The sequence below is a fragment of the Saccharothrix sp. ST-888 genome (assembly GCF_000955975.1).
Taxonomy (GTDB): Bacteria; Actinomycetota; Actinomycetes; order Streptomycetales; family Streptomycetaceae; genus Kitasatospora.
In genome coordinates this window covers 1-16,508 of record NZ_JYJF01000081.1, presented here as the reverse complement: position 1 = coordinate 16,508, position 16,508 = coordinate 1, and the positions used below count along the sequence as shown (strand labels likewise).

12 protein-coding genes are annotated in these 16,508 nt (G+C 73.9%); 4 read left to right on the top strand and 8 right to left on the bottom strand.

Annotated features, from left to right (window positions below; translation table 11 throughout):
- Positions 1-31: 31 nt before the first annotated feature.
- From nirD to UK12_RS23015, 4 genes are all read right to left on the bottom strand, one after another.
- Positions 32-493: a nitrite reductase small subunit NirD gene (gene nirD / locus UK12_RS38350; RefSeq protein ID WP_082119864.1), complete on the bottom strand. Its 462-nt coding sequence runs from the start codon at positions 491-493 to the stop codon at positions 32-34.
- The gene (gene nirB, locus UK12_RS23025) at positions 490-3,096 is read right to left on the bottom strand and encodes a nitrite reductase large subunit NirB (RefSeq protein ID WP_045305005.1); all 2,607 of its coding nucleotides are present in this window, start codon (positions 3,094-3,096) and stop codon (positions 490-492) included. The genes nirD and nirB overlap by 4 nt, the downstream gene beginning before the upstream one ends.
- Positions 3,093-4,379, bottom strand: coding sequence for an NAD(P)/FAD-dependent oxidoreductase (locus UK12_RS23020; RefSeq protein WP_045305004.1), 1,287 nt, complete (start codon positions 4,377-4,379; stop codon positions 3,093-3,095). Before UK12_RS23020 ends, nirB begins: the two co-directional genes overlap by 4 nt.
- A 131-nt stretch (positions 4,380-4,510) precedes the next feature.
- Positions 4,511-6,583: a molybdopterin oxidoreductase family protein gene (locus tag UK12_RS23015; protein ID WP_045305003.1), complete on the bottom strand. Its 2,073-nt coding sequence runs from the start codon at positions 6,581-6,583 to the stop codon at positions 4,511-4,513.
- A 275-nt stretch (positions 6,584-6,858) separates the two neighbouring features.
- Between UK12_RS23015 and UK12_RS23010 the strand changes: the two genes are divergently transcribed.
- Positions 6,859-7,584 (top strand): sirohydrochlorin chelatase, encoded by a 726-nt coding sequence (locus tag UK12_RS23010; RefSeq protein ID WP_045305002.1) that lies wholly within the window; start codon positions 6,859-6,861, stop codon positions 7,582-7,584.
- Between the two features lie 81 nt (positions 7,585-7,665).
- Here the strand turns inward: UK12_RS23010 and UK12_RS23005 are convergent, their stop codons facing one another.
- Positions 7,666-8,046, bottom strand: coding sequence for a hypothetical protein (locus tag UK12_RS23005; RefSeq protein ID WP_197085105.1), 381 nt, complete (start codon positions 8,044-8,046; stop codon positions 7,666-7,668).
- A 4-nt stretch (positions 8,047-8,050) separates the two neighbouring features.
- Here UK12_RS23005 and UK12_RS23000 point away from each other — a divergent pair, with 4 nt between their 5' ends.
- The 3 genes from UK12_RS23000 to UK12_RS22990 all read left to right on the top strand — a co-directional run bounded on the left by UK12_RS23000 (position 8,051) and on the right by UK12_RS22990 (position 12,929).
- Entirely contained in the window at positions 8,051-9,448 is a 1,398-nt protein-coding gene (locus UK12_RS23000) for a deoxyguanosinetriphosphate triphosphohydrolase (protein WP_197085104.1), read from the top strand.
- 40 nt (positions 9,449-9,488) lie between these two features.
- Complete coding sequence (dnaG, locus tag UK12_RS22995) at positions 9,489-11,393, top strand: DNA primase (protein ID WP_045305000.1); 1,905 nt, start codon at positions 9,489-9,491, stop codon at positions 11,391-11,393.
- A 285-nt stretch (positions 11,394-11,678) separates the two neighbouring features.
- Positions 11,679-12,929 carry an RNA polymerase sigma factor gene (locus tag UK12_RS22990; protein ID WP_231591345.1) on the top strand — a complete coding sequence of 417 codons (1,251 nt, stop codon included), beginning with the start codon at positions 11,679-11,681 and terminating at the stop codon, positions 12,927-12,929.
- Between the two features lie 29 nt (positions 12,930-12,958).
- On the opposite strand, the gene UK12_RS22985 is transcribed toward UK12_RS22990, so the two are convergent.
- From UK12_RS22985 to UK12_RS22975, 3 genes are all read right to left on the bottom strand, one after another.
- Entirely contained in the window at positions 12,959-14,362 is a 1,404-nt protein-coding gene (locus tag UK12_RS22985; protein WP_045304999.1) for a glutamate decarboxylase, read from the bottom strand.
- 102 nt (positions 14,363-14,464) lie between these two features.
- Positions 14,465-15,904, bottom strand: a complete 1,440-nt coding sequence (locus UK12_RS22980) for an FGGY family carbohydrate kinase (protein WP_045304998.1) — start codon at positions 15,902-15,904, stop codon at positions 14,465-14,467.
- A gap of 203 nt (positions 15,905-16,107) precedes the next feature.
- Entirely contained in the window at positions 16,108-16,392 is a 285-nt protein-coding gene (locus tag UK12_RS22975) for a YtxH domain-containing protein (protein WP_197085103.1), read from the bottom strand.
- Positions 16,393-16,508: the final 116 nt, after the last annotated feature.

The following is a 16,508-nucleotide window of genomic DNA, read 5'->3' as shown; positions in this document are numbered from 1 at the left end:
CCGAGCACCCTGGGGCGCGACACGCAACTTCTCACACCCTCCCGCGCGCAGCTCCGTTGCGCCCCCGGTGCGCAGGGCCGGCCGGGTGGTGCTGCCGAGCCGCTGCGGGTGGCTGGGCGCTGCCGATCCGGGCCGAGTGGACCGGGATCCGGACGGTGTCGTCGTCCAGGCATGCGCCGGTCAGCAGGTCGAAGCGCTGCTTGAGCAGGGGGGAGGCGACGTAGACCCGGCCGTCCGGGGTGGAGCCGAGCAGGCCGCGGGAGAGGACGTACGCACCGGTGAACGGGTCGCGGTTGGCGACGGCGTGGACCCGTCCGAGGTGGTCGCGGAAGACGGCGGCCTGGCGTCCGTCCGGGAGCAGGACGGCGACGCCGCGGCCGGGGACGAGGGCCGCCCAGTCGCAGACCGGGGTCCAGTCGGTGCCGGTGCGCAGTTCCACGCGGTCGGTGGCGGTGGCGGTGGTGGCAGTGGTGGCGGTGGCGGTGGTGGTCATCGGGCCTCCGAGAGCCGGGGGACGGTGTCGAGGGGGCGGAGCAGTTCCTCGACCGTGGCGAGGACGGCGAGGTCGGGTTTGACCTGGTCGCGTTCGGGGGTGAACCGGATGCTGGGGTCGGGTACGCCGGGGGCGTTGACGAAGGAGACGAAGCGGCGCAGCCGGTCCGGGGTGGCCAGGGTGGCGGCCCACTCGTCCTGGTAGCCGGCGATGTGCCCGGCCATCTGCCGTTCCAGTTCGGCGGCGAGGCCGAGCGAGTCGTGCACCACCACGTCGCGGACGTGGTCGAGCCCGCCGTCGAGCCGTTCCAGCCAGGTGGAGGTGCGTTCCAGGCGGTCGGCGGTGCGGATGTAGAACATCAGGAAGCGGTCGATCAGGCGGATCAGCTCCTGGTCGCTGAGGTCCTGGGCGAGCAGGTCGGCGTGCCGGGGGGTGGCACCGCCGTTGCCGCCGACGTAGAGGTTCCAGCCGCTGGAGGTGGCGATCACGCCGAAGTCCTTGCCCCGGGCCTCGGCGCATTCGCGGGCGCAGCCGGAGACGGCCGACTTGAGCTTGTGCGGCGAGCGGAGTCCCCGGTAACGCAGCTCCAGCCGGATCGCCATGGCGACCGAGTCCTGCACGCCGTACCGGCACCAGGTCGATCCGACGCAGGACTTCACCGTGCGCAGCGACTTCCCGTACGCGTGTCCGGACTCGAAGCCCGCCGCGACCAGCCGGGACCAGATCTGCGGCAGCTGGTCCACCCGGGCGCCGAAGAGGTCGATCCGCTGGCCGCCGGTGATCTTGGTGTAGAGGCCGAAGTCGCGTGCCACCTCGCCGATCACGATCAGCTTCTCGGGGGTGATCTCGCCGCCGGGGATGCGCGGGACGACCGAGTAGGAGCCGTTGCGCTGGATGTTGGCGAGGAAGTGGTCGTTGGTGTCCTGGAGCGCGGCCTGCTCGCCGTCCAGGATGTGGCCGCTGACGGCGGGGAGTTCGGGGGCGAGGGAGGCGATGATCGAGGCGACGGTCGGCTTGCAGATCTCGCAGCCCTCGCCCCGCAGGCGTCCGTGTTCGGCGAGCAGTTGCCGGTGGGTGGTGACGCCCCGGACCCGGACGATCTCGTACAGCTCGGCGCGGGTGTGCGCGAAGCAGGGGCACAGGCCCCGGTCCACCTCGACGCCGCCGGCCGCCAGTTCCTCGGTGACGATCGACCCGATCAGCTTGAGGCAGGAGCCGCAGCCGGTGCCCGCCTCGGTGCACCGCTTGACCTCGGGGACGGTGCCGCAGCCCTGCTCGGTGACGGCGCCCCTGATCAGGCCCTTGGTGACGTTGTGGCAGTTGCAGACCACCGCGTCGTCGGGGAGCGCCGAACCGCCGAGAGCGGCAGGCGCGGCCAGCCCGGTGGGCAGCACCAGTGACTCGGCGGGGACGGGCAGCGGGGTGCCGGTGCCGGTCAGCGGGCGCAGCGCGGCGTACTGGTCGGCCTCGCCGACCAGGATGCCGCCGAGCAGTGCGCCCTCGCGGCTGACCACCAGCTTCTTGTAGACCCCGGCGCGCGAGTCGGAGTACACCACGTCGAGTGCGCCCGGCGTGCTGCCGAAGGCGTCGCCGAAGCTGGCCACGTCCACGCCGAGCAGCTTCAGCTTGGTGGACAGGTCGGCGCCGGTGAACGGCCTCGGGTCCTGGCCGGCCAGCTGCCGGGCCACGGTCGCGGCCATCTCGTAGCCGGGGGCGACCAGGCCGTAGACCCGGCCGTCCACGGCCAGCGCGCACTCGCCGATCGCGAAGACGTGCTCGTCGGAGCTGCGGCAGTTCTCGTCCACCGCGATGCCGCCGCGCTCGCCGACGGTCAGCCCGCAGTCCCTCGCCAGTTGGTCGCGCGGGCGGACCCCGGCGGAGAAGACCACCAGGTCGGTGTCGAGCGCGCTGCCGTCGGTGAAGCCCATCCCGGTGGCCCGGCCCTCGGCGGAGACCAGGACGGTCCGGGTGCCCACACCGGTGTGGACGGTGACGCCCATCTCCTCGATGGTGCGCCGCAGCGCCGCGCCGCCGCCCTCGTCCACCTGGACGGGCATCAGCCGGGGCGCGAACTCCACCACGTGGGTGTCGAGTCCGATCCCCTTGAGCGCTCCGGCCGCCTCCAGCCCGAGCAGGCCGCCGCCGACCACGGCCCCGGTCTTCGCGCCGGCCGCGTACGACTCGATCGCGCGCAGGTCCTCGATGGTGCGGTAGACGAAGCAGCCCTCGGCGTCCCGGCCGTCCACCGGCGGGACGAACGGGTACGAGCCGGTGGCCAGGACCAGGGTGTCGTACCCGAAGGTGCGGCCGTCGGCGGTGGTGACGGTGCGGGCGGCCCGGTCGATCGAGGCCGCGGGGGAGGAGAGGTGCAGCTCGAAGCCGTGCCGGTCGAGGAAGCCGTCCTCGCCGAGCAGTAGATCCTCGGGCGTCCGCCCGGAGAAGTACGAGGTCAGCGCCACCCGGTCGTAGGCGGGCCGGGGCTCCTCGGCGAGGACGACGACCCGGTGGCGGTCGGCTGCGCCCGAGTCGGCCAGGGCTTCCAGGAAGCGGTGGCCGACCATGCCGTAGCCGACCAGCAGGACGGTGGGCCTGGTGGTGGTCATCGGGAAGTCCCTCCGGTGGTGGTGCCGATGTCGGTCAGTAGGTGGAGCGGGTGGGAGACGAGGTCCTGGTCGTCCGCCCAGGTGTGGGCCAGGGTGCCGAGGGTGTCGAGGTCGCCCAGCAGTACGCCGCCGACCAGGCGTTCGCCGCCGTCCCCGGTCCGGCGGACGATCACCTTGCGGTAGCTCCGGCGGCCGGCGTCGGCCAGCCGGACCACCCGGTCCTCGGGGCCGGTGGGCTCGGTGCTGCCGAAGGCGGCGATGTCCAGCGGGGTGGCGCTGTTGAGGGTGAGCCGGGTGAGCAGGCGGCTGCCCCGGTACTCGGCCGGCTTCCCGCTCAGGACCCGGGCCAGCACGTCCGCCTGCTCCAGCGCGGGCCCCGCCAGGCCGTACACCACACCGCGGTGTTCGGCGCAGTCGCCGACGGCGTGGATGTGCGGGTCTCCGGTGCGCAGCCGGTCGTCCACGAGAACGCCCTGGCCGACGGCCAGGCGGGCGGCTCTGGCGAGGCCGCTGCGCGGGCGGACCCCGACGGCGAGCACCAGCAGATCGGCCTCAAGACGGAAGCCGTCGGCCAGTTCGACACCGGTGACCCGACGCCCCTCGGTGAGCACCGAGCGGACCCGGCACTCGGTGTGCACCTCGACGCCCTGCCCCATCAGGTGGGTGCGCAGCAACTCGGCTGCGGACGAGTCGATATGACGATCCATCAGATACTCGCCCTGATGGGCGAGCAGCACCGGGATCCCGCGTGCCGCGAGCGCCCGGGCGGCACTCACACCGAGCAGTCCGCCGCCGACCACGACCGCGTGCCTGCTCCGGGGCAGTCGGGCGTCGATGTCCGCGCAGTCCGTCATGGTGCGGAACGCGAAGACCCCGCAGGGGAGTTCATGACGCTCACGTCCGGTGCGGGACTCGTCGAAGAGCCCGCGCAGCGGCGGCAGCACCGGGTTGCTCCCGGTCGCCAGCGCCAGTGCGCCGTACCCGACGGTCGAACCGTCGTCGCACAGCACCCGGCGCTGCTCCCGGTCCACCCGCACCACCCGCGTCCGGCGCCGGACGACCTGCGGCGGCAGCGAGGCCAGGGCGGCGACCTCCGGCGCGTACCGGCCGGACAGCACCTCGGCGAGCAGCACCCGGTTGTACGGCGGGTGCTCCTCCTCGGCGAGCAGGAGCACCTCGCGCTCGCCGTGCAGGGCCAGCTGCTGGGCGAGGCGGTGGCCGGCCGTCCCGCCGCCGACGATCACGACGCGGGCGGTGCCGGGGGTGTCGGTCGCTGCTGTCATGACCAGCAGCCTGGTCCGCGGGTGTTTCCCGGCCGGTAGCCACCGGTTTCACCGGCGGAACTTCGTCCTCAACCTCGGCGCACCGCCGCTGTGAGGATCAGGTCCCGGGGGTGCGTCGCCGGGGGAGGCGCTCAGGCGCGTTCCAGCCGCACCGCGCACACCTTGAACTCCGGCATCCGGGAGACCGGGTCGAGCGCCGGGTTGGTGTGCGCGTTGGCGCCGCGCTCACCCGGCCAGTGGAACGGCATGAAGACGGTGTCCGGGCGGATCGCGCCGCTCACCCGCGCCGGGCTGACCGTCCGCCCGCGTCGGCTCACCACCGCGACCGGCTCCCCCTCCCGTACGCCCAGGCGCTCGGCCAGCTGCGGGTGCAGCTCCACGTACGGGCCCGGCGCAGCCGAGTTGAGCGCCGGAACCCTGCGGGTCTGCGCCCCCGACTGGTACTGCGACAGCACGCGCCCGGTGGTCAGCCGCAGCGGGAACTCGGCGTCCGGCTCCTCCGCCGCCGGGCGGTGCTGCACCGGGGTGAATCTGGCCCGGCCGTCCTCGGTGCCGAAGCGCTCCAGGAACAGCCGTGGCGTGCCGGGGTGTCCGGGCGACGGGCAGGGCCAGAACACTCCGTCCTCGGCGGCGATCCGCCGGTAGCTGATGCCCGCGTAGTCGGCGGTGCCGCCGGCCGAGGCCCGGCGCAGCTCGGCGAAGACCTCCTCGGGGTCGCTCGGGAAGCCGTCCGGGTGGCCGAGCCGCCGGGCCAGCCGGTGCAGCACCTCCAGGTCGCTGCGGACCCCCTCCGGCGGGTCGACCGCCTTGCGGCGCAGGATGACCCGGCCCTCCAGGTTGGTCAGGGTGCCGGTCTCCTCGGCCCACTGGGTGACCGGCAGCACCACGTCCGCCAGGGCGGCCGTCTCGGAGAGCACCACGTCGCAGACCGCCAGGAAGTCCAGGGCGCGCAGCCGGTCCGCGACGCGTGCCGAACGAGGCGCCGAGACCGCCGGGTTGGAGCCCATCACCAGCAGCGAGTGCACCTCCTGTCCGAGCGCGTCCAGCAGCTCGTACGCGCTGCGTCCCGGGCCGGGCAGGGCCGCCGGGTCCACACCCCAGACGGCCGCGACATGGGCGCGCGCCGCCGGGTCGTCCAGCTTCCGGTAGCCGGGCAGCTGGTCGGCCTTCTGGCCGTGCTCGCGGCCGCCCTGACCGTTGCCCTGGCCGGTCAGGCAGCCGTAACCGGCGTACGGGCGGCCGGCGTTGCCGGTGGCGAGGCAGAGGTTGATCCAGGCGCTGACGGTGTCGGTGCCCTTGGCGTGCTGCTCGGGGCCGCGTGCGGTGAGCACCATCGCCGAGGTCGCGTCGCAGAAGAGCGCTGCGGCTCGGCGGAGCTGCGGAAGCGGTACCCCCGTGACCGCCTCGACGTGCTCGGGCCAGTGCGCCATCGCCGCCGCCCGGGTCTCCTCCCAGCCGGTGGTGCGTTCGGCGATGAACCGCTTGTCCGTGCGGCCGTCGGCGACCACCAGGTGCAGCAGGCCCAGGGCCAGGGCGAGATCGGTACCGGGGCGCGGTGCCAGATACAGGTCGGCCGACTCGGCGGTCCGGGTCCGGCGCGGGTCGACCACGATCAACCGGCCGCCGTTCTCCCGCAGTTCGCGCAGATAGCGGACGAAGGGCGGCATGGTCTCCGCCGGGTTCCCGCCGACCAGGACCACGCAGCCGGCCCGGGGAACGTCCGCCAGCGGGAACGGCAGGCCCCGGTCGACGCCGAAGGCGCGGGTGCCGGCCGCGGCGGCCGAGGACATGCAGAACCGGCCGTTGTAGTCGATCGTCGAGGTCCCGAGCACGACGCGGGCGAACTTTCCCAGCAGGTAGGCCTTCTCGTTGGTCAGCCCGCCCCCGCCGAACACCCCGACCGCGTCCCGGCCGTGCGTCCGCGCCGTGCTCGTGAGCGCGTCGCCGATCCGGTCCAGCGCCTGGGCCCAACTCGCCTGCCGCAGCTCCCCGCCGGCGGAGCGCACCAGCGGCGACGTCAGCCGGACTCCGGGACGCAGCACGGCGGCCGCCGTGGCCCCCTTGCCGCACAACGCCCCCAGATTGACCGGGAACCCCGCCCGTTCCACCACCTCGACCGGCTCGGCCCCCGCCACCCGGCGCAGCCCCATCCCGCACTGCAGCGCACAGTACGGACAGTGGGTCTCAACGGCACTCTCACTCATACCGCCCAAGCTGCCCCGCGGCTGTTTCCCCGGCACGGCCCGGACGTTACGGCCCCCGCACGCCGGGCTCACGCCGCACCGGCGTGGCCTGTGAGACCTCGACCCCCGGCCTTCGAACCGGCTGCCCCGCACTCCCGGCAGCGACAGTGCTGCGCCGGGGCCCCGCACTCGGGAGGCCGGCGGTCACAGTCCGGGTCCGTGGCCGGTGAGGCCGGGGAAACCGCCTGTGACCGCGGGGCAACCACCGGGAAACAGGAGTCCCGCAGGCTGGCGCCATGAGTATGGGTGTGGAGACGCCGGGGCCGGTGCTGGTGCTGGTGGCGCACGGGTCGCGGGACCCGGCGGCGCTCGCCGAGGTGCGGCGGCTGGCCGGACTGGTGCGCGCGGCCCGGCCGGGACTGGACGTCCGACTCGGCTGTCTGGGGCTGAGCGAACCGCTCCTCGCCCAGGTGCTGGAGCAGCTGAGCGGTCCGGTCGTACTGGTGCCGCTGCTGCTCGGCCGGGGGTACCACGTCAAGGTGGACATCCCCGCCGCGCTGGCGGCCGCGCCGCAGGTGGACGGGGTGGTGACGGGCGCACTCGGGCCGGATCCGGTGCTGGCGGAGGTCCTGCACGAGCGGCTGGCGGAGGCCGGGTGGCGGGCCGAGGAGGGGTCTGCGGTGGTGCTGGCCACGGCGGGGTCGCGCGATCCCGACGCGGCGGTGGACGCGGAGCGCCAGGCCCGGCTGCTGGCGGCCAGGCTCGGGGCGCCGGTGCGGCCGGGCGGTCTGACCTGCGGGTCCGGCGTGGCCGGGACGGTGGCGGCGCTGGCCGCCGAGGGGTACCAACGGGTCGCCGTCGCAAGTTACTTCACCGCGCCCGGCGACTTCGCCCGGCAGGCCTGTGCCGCACCGGGGGCGTGGCTCGCCGCAGAACCGCTCGGTGCCCACCCGGCGATGGCCCGGCTGATCCTGGCCCGCTACGCGTCCGCCCTCACGCACCCGCTGCCGCTCGCCGCGTAGGTCCGCCCGCCGGGTCAGGGCCGCCCTGGCGGCTCCGGGAGGGCCGCCGACGCGCCCCTCGGTGCCACATTGAGGGCGGGCTCAGGCCCGCGCCGCCGCGACGGCCGTGGCCCCCAAGGCGCTGGCGTCCGGCGCGGTCATCGGTTCGGTGGGCAGGTCGCGGTGGCGGCGCACCGGCGAGTACCAGAGGATCAGCGCCGCCGGCGGCACCCGCGCCGTGAGCAACCACATCGCGGGCCGCAGACCCAGCCCGGTCGCGAGCCGCCCGCCAGCCGGCGTGCCGTGTCGAGGACGGCGCTGCCGACGGTCGGGCGGCCGGTCGATGACCTCGAACAACTCCTGTACCAGGGCCTTCGGGAAAACCTCTGCAACGTGCCCCGGCGTCGACAGCGGCGTCGACGGTGGAGCGGGCGGACGCGCGGCGGGGCAGAGGAATGTCGGTCCGGCGGCGTACGGTGACACGCATATGGACGACACCGCGCACCGCTCCGTTCCGAACGATCCGTCTCAGCCCGGCGCGTCCCGCCCGGACGCGCCGCAACCCGTCGCGCCGCTCCGCGCCCCGTCGCGCCCCGTCCCACCCCGCCACGGCGCGTGGGGGTACGACCCGTCCGCCGAAGCCCGCTGGGTGCCCGAACCCGACAAGCGGCCCGGCCGCACGGCCTTCCAGCGCGACCGCGCCCGCGTCCTGCACTCCGCCGCGCTGCGCCGCCTCGCGGGCACGACCCAGGTGGTCGCCCCGATGCGCAGCGACTTCCCGCGCACCCGGCTGACCCACTCGCTCGAATGCGCCCAGGTCGGCCGCGAACTCGGCGCCTCGCTCGGCTGCGACCCCGACCTGGTGGAGACCGGCTGCCTGGCGCACGACCTGGGCCACCCGCCGTTCGGCCACACCGGCGAGGAGGCGCTCGACCAGGCCGCCGCCGCCTGCGGCGGCTTCGAGGGGAACGCGCAGTCGCTGCGCATCCTCACCCGCCTGGAGCCCAAGCGCTTCGCGCCGGAGGGCGAGCCGCCCGCCCGGCTCGCCCCCTGGCCGGGGCGCAGCGTCGGTCTCAACCTCTCCCGCGCCGCGCTCGACGCCGCCACCAAGTACCCGTGGGCCCGCGGCGGCCACCCCACCGACCCGGGCTCCACCAAGTACGGCGTCTACGCCGACGACCTGCCGGTCTTCCGCTGGCTGCGCAGCGGCGCACCCGCCGACCGCAAGTGCTTCGAGGCCACCGTGATGGACTGGTCCGACGACGTCGCGTACTCCACCCACGACGTCGAGGACGGTCTGCAGGCCGGCCACATCGACCCGGCCGCACTGCGCTCCGCCGAGGAGCGCACCGAGCTGTTCAAGATCGCCGACCGGTACGCCGGGGACGCGGGTGCCGAGGAGCTCGCCGAGGCGCTCGACCGGCTCCAGGGGCAGGAGTGGTGGCCGCGCGGGTACGACGGCTCGGCCCGTGCCCGCGCCGGTCTGAAGGACCTCACCAGCCAGCTGATCGGCCGGTTCTGCCTGGCCGCCGAGCAGGCCACCCGCGCGCGGTACGGCCCAGGGCCGCTCACCCGGTACGCCGCCGAGCTGGTGGTCCCGCGCGAGGTGAAGCTGGAGTGCGCGGTGCTGAAGGCGGTCGCCGTCCGGTACGTGATGCAGCGGGACGAGCAGGCCCAGCTGCGCTCCCGCCAGCGGATCGTGATCGCGGAGCTGGCCGACTGCCTGATCGGCGCTGCCCCGCACGGTCTCGACCCGGTCTTCGCCGCGCTCTACGAGAACGCCGACGACGACCGCGCTGCGCTGCGAGCCGTGATCGACCAGATCGCCACCCTCACCGACGCCTCCGCCCTCGCCCTGCACGCGCGCCTGGTGGCAGGGAAATAACGAAAGCCGGTTCGAGCCTCCGGGGCCGTAGACTTCCGGGGTGGCAGGCAGGATCAGGGACGAGGATGTGCAGGCGGTGCGCAACGCGCTGCCCATCGACGCGGTCGTCGGCGACTACGTTCAGCTCGCCAACGGTGGCGGTGCGCAGCTCAAGGGCGTCTGCCCGTTCCACGACGAGAAGTCGGCCTCCTTCTACGTCCACCCGGGCAAGGGCGTCTTCCACTGCTTCGGCTGCGGCGAGAGCGGCGACACGATCTCCTTCCTGATGAAGATCGAGCACTTCTCGTTCGCCGAGGCGGTCGAGCGGATGGCCGCCCAGGCGGGCATCACCCTGCGCTACGAGGAGGGCGGCTACAGTCCCCGGCACCAGCAGGGCGAGCGCACCCGGCTGGTCGAGGCGCACAAGGTGGCCGCCGCCTGGTTCCAGGAACAACTGGGCTCGCCGGAGGCCGAGATCGGCCGCCGCTTCCTGGCCGAGCGCGGCTTCGACGAGGCCGCGGCCTCCCACTTCGGCGTCGGCTACGCCCCGGCGGGCTGGGAGCACCTGGTCCGCTACCTGCGCGGCAAGGGCTTCTCGGACAAGGAGATCCTGGTCGGCGGCCTGGCCTCGCAGGGGCAGCGCGGCGGCCTGATCGACCGCTTCCGCGGCCGGCTGGTCTGGCCGATCCGCGACACCGCCGGCGAGGTGGTCGGCTTCGGCGCCCGCCGCCTGCGCGAGGACGACAACGGTCCGAAGTACCTCAACACCCCCGAGACCCCGCTCTACAAGAAGTCCCAGGTGCTGTACGGGATCGACCTGGCCAAGAAGGAGATCGCCAAGAGCGGCCGGGCCGTGGTGGTCGAGGGCTACACGGATGTGATGGCCTGTCATCTCGCGGGCGTCACCACGGCGGTGGCCACCTGCGGTACGTCCTTCGGCGAGGACCACATCAAGATCATCCGTCGGCTGCTGATGGACACCTCCACCTACCGCGGCGAGACCGTCTTCACCTTCGACGGCGACGCGGCCGGGCAGAAGGCCGCCCTGCGTGCCTTCGAGGACGACCAGAAGTTCGCCGCCCGCACCTCCATCGCCATCACCCCCGACGGTATGGACCCGTGCGAACTGCGCCTCGCCAAGGGTGACGACGCCGTCCGCGAACTCATCGAACACCCCGTCCCGCTCTTCGAGTTCGCCCTCCGCTCCGCCGTGGCCCGGCACCGGGTCGACACCGCCGAGGGCCGCGCCGCCGCGCTGGAGGAGACGGCCTCGATCATCGTGAAGATCAAGGACCGCTCGATCCAGCACGAGTACGCGGTCCAGCTCGCCGGCATGCTGGGCATCCTGGACGAGCAGTTCGTCGTCAGGCGGGTCGGCCAGCTGGCCCGCTGGCAGCGCGAGAACCAGCAGCAGCCGCGCGGCCAGGGCCTGCGCCGCCCCGACAGCCGGCAGCCCGTCGAACCGCCGCGCCCGGTCCACCGGCTGAACCCCCGCGATCCCGCCCAGTTCGTCGAGCGCGAGCTGCTCAAACTCGCCCTCCAGCACCCCGAACTGGTCAGCCCGGCCTTCGACAACTACGGCGACGACGAGTTCCCGACCCCGCCGTACACCGCCGTCCGCCGCGCCGTCCGCCAGGCCGGCGGCGCGGCCTACGGCGCGAGCCTCCAGGACTTCACCGCCGTCGTGCGCGACGCCAGTCCGGACGACCAAGTCCGAGGCATGGTCACCGAGTTGACCGTCGAGCCGCTGCGGACCCGGCGGGCGCCGGACGCCATCTACGCGGGCGAGTTCCTGGTCAAGCTGCGGCTGCAGGCCGTGGACCGGCGGGTCAGCGAGGTCCGCGCCCACCTGCGGCGCCTCGGCGACCGGGCCACCACCGAGGAGCTCGGACCGGTCCAGGGCGAGCTGTGGGCCCTCCAGCAGTACGCCCAGCAGCTCCGCAACAAGGGCGCGGCGGGGCTGTAGCGCCCGCCGGGGCGCGGCCCTTCGGCGGTCCGGTCGAGCAGCCCCGGCCCTGCCCGCACCGCCCCTGGTCGGCCCGTCCCGGCCCGCCCCGGCCCGTGCGGGTCGTCCCCGGGCACCCGGGCACCCTGAGGGTTGCACCGTGCTCACAGGTGGCTCGACACGGGGGCAGAAAGTCGCCGCCCGCCTCTCGGCCACCGGGTGTGGCGTACCCCACACTGGTGGGTATCCCAGTCCGTGTGGCGCGGTTCTCCGCATGAGCCGCGCGCGGCCCTTGAAGGGATGCCCGTGGAGCTTGCCACTGTGCGTCAGGCCGTCATGTTCGAGGACGGCATCCGTCACGGCCGGGACGCCGCCCCGCCGACCGAGGAAGTCCGGGTGCCCGTGCAGGGCTCGCCGGACGCCCGCCCCGACACCGCCGACCCCGAGGCCCGCGCCGGGCTGCCGGACACCCCCCACCTGCCCGATCCGCCGGACCTCCCGGGCGTGCCCGACGTACCGGACCCGCCGGACCTGCCGGACGTCCCCGATCTGCCCTCCGGGGCCGAGGACCTCGCCCCGGCCCCGGGCGAGGGCACCGGACCGGCCGCCGACCTGCTCCGCCAGTACCTGCGGGAGATCGGCCGGATCCGGCTGCTCACCGCCGTCGAGGAGGTGGAGCTGGCCCGCCAGGTCGAGGCCGGTCTCTTCGCTCAGGAGGCACTGGACCACCGCGCCGCCTCCGCACCCCCGACCGGCCCGCCGAGACCGGCGCCCGACGTCGTGCGAGCCGTGGACACCCGCACCGACGAGCTCGACCACCTGGTGCTGCTGGGCCGGCTCGCCAAGCGGCGCCTGATCGAGGCCAACCTCCGGCTGGTGGTCTCGGTCGCCAAGCGGTACGTCGGCCGGGGCCTGACCCTGCTCGACCTGATCCAGGAGGGCAACCTCGGCCTGATCCGGGCCGTCGAGAAGTTCGACTACGCACGCGGCTACAAGTTCTCGACGTACGCGACCTGGTGGATCCGGCAGTCGATGAGCCGGGCGCTCGCCGACCAGGCGCGGACGATCCGGGTGCCGGTGCACGTGGTGGAGCTGATCAACCGGGTGCTGCGGGTGCAGCGGGCGCTGCTGCAGGAGCGCGGCGCGGAGCCCAGCACGGCCGAGGTCGGCTCGGTGCTGGAGCTCCCCGAGGCCAGGGTGCGCGAGGTGCTGCGGCTGGCGCAGGAGCCGGTCTCGCTGTACACCCCGGTGGGCGAGGAGGACGACGTCGCGCTCGGCGACCTGATCGAGGACGCGGACGCCGTCTCGCCGGTGGAGAACGCCTCCTTCCTGCTGCTGCGCGAGCACCTGGAGGCGGTGCTGGCCACCCTGGGCGAGCGCGAGCGCCAGGTGGTCCAGCTCCGCTACGGGCTGGACGACGGGCGGCCGCGCACCCTGGAGGAGATCGGCAACCTCTTCGGCGTCACCCGTGAGCGGATCCGCCAGATCGAGTCCAAGACCCTCTCCAAGCTGCGCGGCCACGCCTTCGCCGACCAGCTGCGCGGCTATCTCGACTGAGCGCCGGTCCCGGTCGGCGCGTCATCGGCTCAGTGGTGGAAACCGGTCCGCTGCGGCATCCCGAGGTCGGCCAACGGGCCGGGCTGGAGCTTGAGTTCGGGCAGCAGCCGGGTCAGGTCGGTGAGCAGCAGGTCGGCCAGGTCGTGCGAGAAGCCGTTGCGGCAGACCACCCGCAGGACGGACAGGTCGGTCCGGTCCTCGGGGAAGGTGTACGCGGGGACCAGCCAGCCGCGTTCGCGCAGTCGCCGTGAGACGTCGAAGACGTCGAACGGGACGTCCTCGGTGGTGGTGAAGGCGAAGACCGGCAACTGGTCCCCCCGGGTGAGCAGTCGGAAGCAGCCCAGCTGCTCGATCCCGGCGGACAGGTGCTCGGCGACGTCCCGGCAGGCCTGCTGGACGGACCGGAAGCCCGCTCGGCCGAGCCGCAGGAAGGTGTAGTACTGGGCGATCACCTCGGCGCCGGGCCGGGAGAAGTTGAGCGCGAAGGTCGGCATGTCGCCGCCCAAGTAGTTGACCTTGAAGACGAGTTCCTCGGGCAGCGCCTCGTGGTCGCGCCAGAGCGCCCAGCCGACCCCGGGGTACACCAGGCCGTACTTGTGGCCGGACGTGTTGATCGAGGCGACCCGGGGAAGCTGGAAGTCCCAGAGCAGTTCGGGGTCGAGGAAGGGTGCCACCATCCCGCCGGAGGCGCCGTCCACGTGCACCGGCACGTCGAGCCCGGTGCGCTGCTGCAACTCGTCCAGGGCGGCGCAGATCTCGGCGATCGGCTCGAAGGAGCCGTCGAAGGTCGAGCCGAGGATGCCGACCACGCCGATGGTGTCCCGGTCGCAGCGGGCCACCGCCTGCTCGGCGTCGAGGTGGAACCGCTCGCCGCTCATCGGCACCAGCCGAGGCTCCACCTCCCAGAAGTTGCAGAACTTGTCCCAGCAGACCTGCACATTGACGCCCATCACCAGGTTGGGGCGGGCGCCCGCCGCGTACCGGTCCCGATTGCGCTGCATCCAGCGGCGCTTGAGCGCGAGGCCGCCCAGCATGCACGCCTCGCTGGAGCCGGTGGTGGAGCAGCCGATCGCCTGGTCAGGATCGGGGGCGTGCCAGAGGTCGGCCAGCATGGCCACGCAGCGCCGCTCCAGCTCGGCGGTCTGCGGGTACTCGTCCTTGTCGATCATGTTCTTGTCGAGGCACTCCGCCATCAGCCTGGTCGCGTGCTCGTCCATCGACGTGGTGACGAAGGTGGCCAGGTTGAGCTTGGCGTTGCCGTCCAGCATCAGCTCGTCGTGGATGAGCTGGTACGCGCTGGACGAGGGGATCGGACCGTCCGGCAGCCGGTGCAGCGGCGGGGCCAGCTGCATCGAGCCGAGCGGATCGGCCGTTCCGAACAGCGGGCTGACGGACAGTCGGCGATCCTCGCCGTTCCCCTTGTGCAGCGCCATGCGGAGACATCCCTTCACCAGAGCGTCTGGAGTGCCGGAATGTCCCACGCTGCCACCGCCGACCAGCGGAGCACCCGCAACACGCCGGGCCCCGGTGGCCCCCTAGTCGGCCTTGGTCTCGGGGTGCATCTGCTCCCGGACGGTGCCGTACTGCTGGCGGACCGCCCGCCCGACCGCCAGGTCGTGCTCCTGGTCGGGGGCGTGGACGGTCGCCTCGGGCAGCTCCCACTGCGGCGGCTCGGGTGTTCCGGCCAGCGCCCAGGCGGCCTGCCTGGCCGCTCCGCGCGCGGCGTGGGCGCCGGCCGGCGGTATCACCACGGGCAGGCCGAAGACCATCGGCGCGATCTCCCGTACGGCGGGCAGCCGCCCGACCGTCCCGAGCAGGAAGACCCGGCGGACGGCGACGCCCTTGGCGCGCAGCACGTCCAGGGCGTCCGCGATATTGCAGAGCATGCCCTCGACGGCGGCCCTGGCCAGGTGCTGAGGGGCCATCGACTCGGCGCGCAGTCCGGTCAGGGTGCCTGCGGCGTGCGGCAGCCTGGGTGTCCGTTCGCCGTCCAGGTACGGCAGCAGCACCAGGCCGAACGAGCCGGGCGAGGACTGCAGGGCCAGTTCGCTCAGCCCGGCCAGGTCGCAGCCGAGCATGGCGGCCATCGAGCGCAGCACCTGGGCGGCATTGAGGGTGCCGACCATCGGCAGGTGGCGGCCGGTGGCGTCGGCGTACGAGGAGATGGCGCCGGAGGTGTCGATCACGGCCTGGTCGTGCACCGCGAAGATGGTGCCGTTGCCGCCGAGCGAGACCACGGCGTCGCCGGGGAGCAGGCCGAGGCCGAGTGCGGCGGCCATGTTGTCGCCGGTGCCGGCGGAGATCAGCAGGCCCTCGGGGGTGTGCCCGGCGGGCTCGGCGGGGGCGAGCACCTCGGGTACCCGCAGTTCGTGGCCGAGCGCGAGCTTGACCAGGTCCTGGCGGTACTCGCCGGTGAGCGGCGACCAGTAGCCGGTGCCGGAGGCGTCGCCCCGGTCGGTGGTGCGGCGCTTGGAGTGGCGGCCGAGCAACTGCCAGACCAGCCAGTCGTGCGGAAGCAGCACCTCGGCGATCCGCTTCGCCGAGGCCGGTTCGAACTCGGCCAGCCAGCGCAGCTTGGCGACGGTGTAGGTCGGCAGCGGGACCGAGCCGATCGCCTCGACCCACGGGGTGGGGCCGCCGAGCGCGTCGATCAGCGCGGCGGCGGCGCCGGCCGACCGGGGGTCGTTCCACAGCAGCGCGGGGCGGACCAGGACACCGCCGGCGTCCAGGCCGATCAGGCCGTGCTGCTGGGCCGAGACGCCGATCGCCCGGACGCCCTCCAGCAGCCCGCCGGTGGCCGCCTCGCCGAGCGAGTGCAGCCAGTTCTGCGGATCGGTCTCGGTGGTCCGGGCATCCGCGCCCTCCGGGAGCGGATGGGGTGCCCGGCCGTCCCGCAGGACGGCGCCGGTTTCGGCGTCGCACGCGACGATCCTGGTGCGAGTGGTGGAGCTGTCGATCCCCGCGACGATGGCCATGTCGAGATCATGCCTCAGCCGGGCCCCCTCCCGGAGCCCGCCCACCCAAGTGTTGCCCACTCGGTACGGCGCTCCGCCGCCCGGCAGCCGCCGAGGGGCGCGGGGAAGTGCGCGACCGGCCGACCGGGAGGTTCAGGCTGCTCGCGCGGCTTCCCGCGCCCCGGACCGCTGCGCGGCCGGCCGCTGACCGGGCCTGCCCGGGGCTACGGGCGGACGGTGCCCCAGCTGTCGTCCTCGGCGCGGTGCCGGTTCAGGTACGGGACCCGGTCGGTGAGTGCGTCGGGCAGTCGGTCGCCGACCCGGTCGGCCACGGCGCCCGCGGCCTTGCCGGCCACCGCACCCGCCTGGTGCCTGGCCTTGCCGGCCACGTCCTGGACCCGGGGGTTCTGGGCGATCTGCCGGGCCGTCTTGGCGATCTGCTCGTAGCGCTGCCGTCCGGCGCGCGCGCCCAGGACGTACCCGAGTCCGACCCCCACGATCAATGTCACCTTCCACATGCTCGGCCTCCACCCTTCCTCGCGGTTCCTGCCGCGTTGCCCTACCCGTCCTGCCGGGCGGTGAACCGCCCAGGCAGTGGCGGGTCCGGGCCAGCCGCGCCCGCCGT

Excerpts from the sequence above, each read along its gene's own strand:
- nirD (WP_082119864.1), bottom strand. The coding sequence starts at position 493 with ATGACCACCACCGCCACCGCCACCACTGCCACCACCGCCACCGCCACC.
- nirB (WP_045305005.1), bottom strand. The coding sequence starts at position 3,096 with ATGACCACCACCAGGCCCACCGTCCTGCTGGTCGGCTACGGCATGGTC.
- UK12_RS23020 (WP_045305004.1), bottom strand. The coding sequence starts at position 4,379 with ATGACAGCAGCGACCGACACCCCCGGCACCGCCCGCGTCGTGATCGTC.
- UK12_RS23015 (WP_045305003.1), bottom strand. The coding sequence starts at position 6,583 with ATGAGTGAGAGTGCCGTTGAGACCCACTGTCCGTACTGTGCGCTGCAG.
- UK12_RS23010 (WP_045305002.1), top strand. The coding sequence starts at position 6,859 with ATGAGTATGGGTGTGGAGACGCCGGGGCCGGTGCTGGTGCTGGTGGCG.
- UK12_RS23000 (WP_197085104.1), top strand. The coding sequence starts at position 8,051 with ATGGACGACACCGCGCACCGCTCCGTTCCGAACGATCCGTCTCAGCCC.
- UK12_RS22985 (WP_045304999.1), bottom strand. The coding sequence starts at position 14,362 with ATGGCGCTGCACAAGGGGAACGGCGAGGATCGCCGACTGTCCGTCAGC.
- UK12_RS22980 (WP_045304998.1), bottom strand. The coding sequence starts at position 15,904 with ATGGCCATCGTCGCGGGGATCGACAGCTCCACCACTCGCACCAGGATC.